This window comes from Halochromatium sp., assembly GCF_054919635.1.
On the sequence record NZ_JBUDPI010000270.1, the window covers coordinates 1 to 5,224 of the forward strand.

A 5,224-nucleotide genomic window follows, 5' to 3' on the forward strand; every position below is an offset into this window, starting at 1 on the left:
AACTGGAGCCGAAACTGGAGCCGAAACTGGAGCCGAAACTGGAGCCGAAACTGGAACCGAAGCTGGAACCGAAGCTGGAACCGAAGCTAGGTCCCCATCAGATGGTGGGCGAAACCTGGAGGGCAGCGAAAGCACGACTTCTAGGCTGCCAGACAGTCGGGCGTCGATGGACAATCAGTCGGCCACAGATCTTGCCGGTGAGCGAATGCCGCAAGGTGGAGAGCGCGCAAGCGAGATGCAAATCCTAATCGAGGCCCCGACGTCCCGAGCCGAGGTTCCTGCTGGGGAGCGATTGGAGTTAGAGGGGATCAGAACTGAGACCTCTCAACAGCAGGTACTGGACCGGCGGCTACCTGAGCAGGCGGAGCCGGGTGAGCCAATACCGATGCGTGGAGTGTCGCGCATGAACTCACCTTCCGAGCTTCCATCCTCTGAATCGCTCGGCACAGAAGCGGCCGGTAGCGAGCCGCCCGCGGCTAGGACGCCCGATGTCAATAAGCCTGATGCCCCGATGTCCAATGATGCCGCGATGCCCAACATGGAGACGCGACCATGACTCCTTGGAACTACGTCGCTGCCCTTCTATTTGGTGGCCTGTTCGTCGGGAGCTTTATGCTCAGCAGCGATGTTGGCCTGTTCCTCAACCTGGTTGCCTTGACGATCGTCGTCTCGGGTACCTTGGGGGCCACCTTTCTCAGCTATCCCGCTAGTGATATTCGTGCGGCCTACTCTGTTGCTCGCAATAGTTACACGCAACGCCCGCCAACCGAGCATGAGATCATCGATTCCATGCTGGATCTAGCGGTGCGCTCGCGTCAACGCGGCATCCTTGCGCTCGAGGAGGTCGAAGAGCAGACCACGGTGACCTTCCTGCGCTCCGCGCTCGGCATGCTGGTGGACGGCTACAAGGCCGAAGAGGTCCGCGACATCCTGGCCACCGAGATGCATTATTTCCGTCGACGGCGGATGCATCACGAAAGGCTGTTTCGGCATATGGCGCGCTTGGCGCCAGCCTTCGGCGTGGCAGGCTCGGTGGTGGGTCTGATCGGCATGGTCGCCGGTATTGGTGATCCCGAGGTCATTGTCAGTACGATTCCAGTCGCGTTGACCTCGACCCTCTACGGCATCGTGATTGGCAATTTCGTGCTCACGCCGATTGCTGAGAATATCAGTGCGAAGACCGATAAGGAGCTCATGTTGCAGACGCTGATCAGCGATGGGGTGATGGCGATCCTGCAAGAGCAAAACACCATCAAGCTCGCGCGCAAGCTGGAGTCGTTCGTCACGCCTGCCGGGCGTACCGAGCCGGCCCGCAGCCTGCTCGAGATCCGCGATCGTTACCGCGCATTGCGTGGCGAGCCAACCACGGTCGGTGACTCCCAGCCGATAACTGAGGATGGCGTCACGCCTGGCAGTCGCCGACCCTAAGCAGGCTCGGGTCAACACTCTTGAGTCAGAATGAACGTAGGGGGCGCCGGTAATCAGCGCGCGAAAAGTGCTGCACGGAAGAAGTGGCGCTCCCTAGGGGATTCGAACCCCTGTTACCGGCGTGAGAGGCCGACGTCCTAACCACTAGACGAAGGGAGCAGAAGCGCTGCGAAGAATCGCGTATTATACGCAGGTCGGTGGCGCGCTCAAGTGCTTTCAGCGTCATCATATCCGTTGTCTCTCAACCGAAGGAATCCAGGTTCGCTTGCTCTCCGCTAACCGTTTAGAGCCCCTCGTCGTCCCGCGCCCGGAGCATCCGATCTCCCGCGCCAACATCAGCCCGAATGCGCTCAAGGTCCTCAACCGGCTTAAGCAAGCCGGGTTTCAGGCGTATCTGGTCGGGGGTGGCGTGCGCGATCTGCTACTTGGCCATGAGCCTAAGGACTTCGATATCGCGACCAACGCGACACCGGAGGAGGTGCGCGCTGTGTTTCGGAACTGTCGCCTGATCGGGCGGCGTTTCCGGCTTGCGCATGTGTTCTTTGGCCGCGAGATCGTCGAGGTGGCAACCTTTCGCGGAAGCAACGCGGGCGGTGACAGTGATGCGCAGGTCACCGAGCAGGGGATGATTCTGCGCGATAACGTCTACGGCAGTATCACCGAGGACGCGCTGCGACGCGATTTCACGGTCAATGCCCTCTACTACAATATCGCCGACTTCTCACTGGTCGACTACGCCGGTGGGCTCGCTGATATCGAGCAAGGGCGGCTTCGGCTGATCGGCGATGATCCGGTGGCCCGCTACCGAGAAGACCCGGTGCGGATGCTGCGGGCGGTGCGCTTTGCCTGCAAGCTGGGCTTCATGATCGATCCAGATTGCGCCGCACCGATCCGCGAGCTGGCTGGGCTGCTTGGCGAGATCTCGCCGGCGCGATTGTTCGAAGAGACGCTGAAGCTGTTCCATAGCGGCTATGCGCTGCAGGCCTTCGAGAAGCTGCGGCACTATGATCTCTTCGCGCAGCTCTTTCCGGACACCGATGCCTGTCTCGCCCGTGAGGATCATGCGTTTCCGATCACCTTCGTCAGCCGCGGGCTCGACAATACCGATCAGCGGATGCTCGAGGGCAAGCCGGTGGCGCCCGCCTTCCTGTTTGCAGTGCTGCTGTGGGAGCCAGTCCGGCTGCGCTACCAAGCATTGCTGAGCGAGGGTATGCCATCGGCGGAGGCCATGGCCTTGGCCTCGCATGAGGTGGCCTCGGCACAACAGCGGCGAGTGGCGATCCAGAAGCGTTTTGCATTGCCGATGCGTGAGATCTGGGCCTTGCAGCCACGGTTGGAGCGCCGGCAAGGCAAACGCCCCATGGTCTTGCTCAGTCACCCCCGGTTTCGCGCCGCCTATGACTTCTTGCTGTTGCGTGCGGAGGCCGGCGAGATCGACCCCGAGCTTGCGCAGTGGTGGACGCGGTTTCAGGCGGTCGATGCAGCCGAGCGGGCGAAGATGCTCGGCGGTAGCGCACAGCGGAAGCGTAAACGGGGTCGGCGAAAGCCCAAGACCGCTCGCCCCGCTGAACAGCAGGCTGGCGGCGACACAGGCGCTGCTGATGCCGGAGGTGAAGGCGGAGCGGCCGGTCGGTCAGCGTTCGATGGATCGGCTGGCGAGCGGGCCGTGGGGCAAGCAGATGACTGAGCGATCTGCGTCGCGCGTGCCGGTCTATATCGGGCTGGGCGCCAACCTTGGTCATCCGCGCCAACAGGTCGAGCAGGCCCTTGAGCAGCTGCAGCGGCTGCCAAGATCCGAATTGGCTGCCGTGTCGTCGTTGTATCGAACAGCGCCCGTCGGCCCGGCGGATCAGCCCGATTTCATCAATGCGGTCGCGCGGCTCGACACCGCTCTCGATCCGCTCGCGCTCTTAGCCGCGCTGCAGCAGATCGAGCGCCGCCATGGTCGCATCCGCAATGGTCAGCGTTGGGGGCCACGGACCCTGGATCTGGATATCCTGCTCGTGGGGGATCAGATCCTCGATTGGCCGCAGCTCTGCGTGCCGCATCCGCAGATGCAGGCGCGCGCCTTCGTGCTCGGCCCGCTGGCTGAGATCGCACCGCCAGGGCTCCAAGTCCCTGGTCAAGGCCGATTGGATGAGCTGCTCGCGGCTGTTGAGGATGACGCAGGTGCCATGCATCGGTTGAGCAGCGAGCCGGCCTTGCGGCATCGATTTGCCTGCGGGGCCAAGTAACCCCTTCTTGGAGCATCTGAGCTCGATGGCAAAGACAATCACGACGGCCAGCTTGCTTGCGCTCAAGCAGCAAGGCGAGCGCATCGCCTGCCTAACCTGTTACGACGCCGCTTTTGCCCAACTGCTGGAGCGAGCTGGCGTCGAGGTGCTATTGGTCGGTGATTCGCTCGGCATGGTGATCCAGGGACAGCGCACTACAGTGCCCGTGACCCTGGATCAGATGGTCTACCACAGTCGCTGTGTGAGCCGGATGGCAGCGCGGAGTCTGGTGATCGCTGACATGCCCTTCATGAGCTATGCGACGCCGGAGCGAGCCGTTGATGCGGCGGCACGTCTGATGGGCGAGGGCGGTGCCGCCATGGTCAAGCTGGAGGGCGGTGAGCCGCTGGTCGAGACCGTTGCCCGACTAACCGCATTCGGCGCCCCAGTCTGCGCGCATCTGGGTCTGCTGCCGCAGTCCGTGCACCAGCTTGGTGGCTACCGAGTCCAGGGCCGCGACGCGGCCGATGCCGAGCGTATCGAGGCCGATGCACTCGCGCTGCAGGACGCCGGGGCCTCGCTGTTGATTCTGGAATGTGTGCCAAGCGCGCTTGCCTCTGCCCTGTCGCAACGGCTGAGGATTCCAGTGATCGGGATCGGTGCCGGTAACGGCTGTGACGGGCAGGTGCTCGTCTTGCATGATGTGCTTGGGCTCACGCCGGGCAGTGCTCCGCGCTTCAGCAAGAATTTTCTGGCCGCAACCGCGGTTGAGAGCCGAGCGGGGCACGATGGCGATGCCGCTGGATTCAGCATCGAGGCCGCGATCAAAGGCTATGTCGCCGCGGTCAAGTCCGGCGCCTTCCCGGCTGCCGAGCATACGCTTGCGTGAGTCTGGCCTGAGGTGAAGCCGATGCAACGTATCGACTATCTGCAACCGCTAAGGCGGCAGCGCGCTGAATGGCGTCAGGCCGGGCTGAGCGTCGCGCTGGTGCCGACCATGGGCAACCTGCATGCCGGTCATCTGTCGTTGATTCGATTGGCCTCTGAGCGAGCCGACCGGGTCGTTGCGACGGTCTTCGTCAATCCACTGCAGTTTGGCGCGGGTGAGGATTTCGATGCTTATCCACGCACGCTCGAGCACGACTCCGATATGCTCCGCGACGCCGGCTGCGATCTATTGTTTGCGCCCAGCGAGCTCGAGGTCTATCCGCGGGGGCGCGATCGTCAGACCTTTATTGAAGTGCCCGGTCTTTCGGATCTCCTCTGTGGCGCCAGTCGACCAGGCCATTTTCGCGGCGTCGCCACCGTCGTTGCGAAGCTGTTCAACATGGTTCAGCCAGAACTGGCGATCTTTGGTGAGAAGGATTTCCAGCAGCTGCTCGTGATCCGCCGCATGGTCGAGGACCTCAATCTACCGGTCGAGGTGGTCGGAGCGCCGATCGTGCGCGAGCGGGACGGGCTCGCCATGAGCTCACGCAATGCCTACCTCAGCGCCGCCGAGCGAGCCATTGCGCCGCGGTTACAGGCCTGCTTGGCTGAGGCTGTAGCACGCTTGCGAGCTGGCGCGCGCCGCGCGGCGGTGG

General features: G+C 62.9%; 6 protein-coding genes and 1 tRNA gene. 6 read left to right on the forward strand and 1 reads right to left on the reverse strand.

What is annotated here, in order from left to right:
- Positions 1-403 precede the first annotated feature (403 nt).
- Positions 404-556: a hypothetical protein gene (locus tag ACY693_RS14480; protein WP_462322527.1), complete on the forward strand. Its 153-nt coding sequence runs from the start codon at positions 404-406 to the stop codon at positions 554-556.
- On the forward strand, positions 553-1,428 hold the full coding sequence (locus tag ACY693_RS14485) for a motility protein A (protein WP_462322528.1): 876 nt from the start codon (positions 553-555) through the stop codon (positions 1,426-1,428). The genes ACY693_RS14480 and ACY693_RS14485 overlap by 4 nt, the downstream gene beginning before the upstream one ends.
- An 84-nt stretch (positions 1,429-1,512) precedes the next feature.
- On the opposite strand, the gene ACY693_RS14490 is transcribed toward ACY693_RS14485, so the two are convergent.
- Positions 1,513-1,587 (reverse strand) — tRNA-Glu (locus ACY693_RS14490).
- 106 nt (positions 1,588-1,693) lie between these two features.
- Here ACY693_RS14490 and pcnB point away from each other — a divergent pair.
- The 4 genes from pcnB to panC all read left to right on the forward strand — a co-directional run.
- Positions 1,694-3,115, forward strand: coding sequence for a polynucleotide adenylyltransferase PcnB (pcnB, locus tag ACY693_RS14495; RefSeq protein ID WP_462322529.1), 1,422 nt, complete (start codon positions 1,694-1,696; stop codon positions 3,113-3,115).
- The gene (gene folK / locus ACY693_RS14500; RefSeq protein ID WP_462322530.1) at positions 3,108-3,662 is read left to right on the forward strand and encodes a 2-amino-4-hydroxy-6-hydroxymethyldihydropteridine diphosphokinase; all 555 of its coding nucleotides are present in this window, start codon (positions 3,108-3,110) and stop codon (positions 3,660-3,662) included. Before pcnB ends, folK begins: the two co-directional genes overlap by 8 nt.
- Before the next feature lie 25 nt (positions 3,663-3,687).
- Positions 3,688-4,530: a 3-methyl-2-oxobutanoate hydroxymethyltransferase gene (gene panB / locus ACY693_RS14505; protein ID WP_462322531.1), complete on the forward strand. Its 843-nt coding sequence runs from the start codon at positions 3,688-3,690 to the stop codon at positions 4,528-4,530.
- A 21-nt stretch (positions 4,531-4,551) separates the two neighbouring features.
- Positions 4,552-5,224 (forward strand): pantoate--beta-alanine ligase (gene panC, locus ACY693_RS14510; RefSeq protein ID WP_462322532.1); only part of this gene is annotated, 673 nt, incomplete at its 3' end.